Genomic DNA, 398 nt, shown 5'->3' with positions numbered 1-398 from the left:
CTCTACGGCTTCTTCTCCGGCCTCTACTATGCCCCTGCGACAGCACTGATAGCGGAAACCTACGGAGCGAGGAAGGGTTCCGCCCTCGGCGTCTTCATGCTCGGCCCGCCCGTCGGTTCCGGGATAGTTCCCCTCCTCGTCGTGCCTGTTGCTTTGAACCTCGGCTGGCGCTATGCCTTCCCGATTCTGGCCGTTATGAGCTCGGTCGTTGGAGTCCCGCTCGTTGTCTCCCTCAGAACTCTTAAGGAGAAAAAAAGTAAGGCGAGGCTCTCAATCGAGGTCGGCTCGGTGAACTTAGCGGTGGCGAACTTCCTCGCCCTGATGGCCTTCTTCGGCGTTCTAACCTTTCTCGTCGCCTTCCTGACCTCGAGCGCCGCTATTGCTACGAAGAGCGCGGC

Annotated in this window: 1 protein-coding gene; it reads left to right on the top strand. The window is 59.8% G+C overall.

Going from position 1 to position 398, the window contains the following annotated elements; genetic code table 11:
• On the top strand, positions 1-398 hold a 398-nt coding region (locus E3E33_RS10765; RefSeq protein ID WP_167731704.1), incomplete at both ends, for an MFS transporter.

Origin of the sequence: Thermococcus sp. GR5, assembly GCF_012027535.1 — an archaeon.
Lineage (GTDB): Archaea > Methanobacteriota_B > Thermococci > Thermococcales > Thermococcaceae > Thermococcus > Thermococcus onnurineus.
The sequence above is the reverse complement of the archived record's forward strand: the minus strand, read 5'-3'. Positions and strand labels throughout refer to the sequence as shown.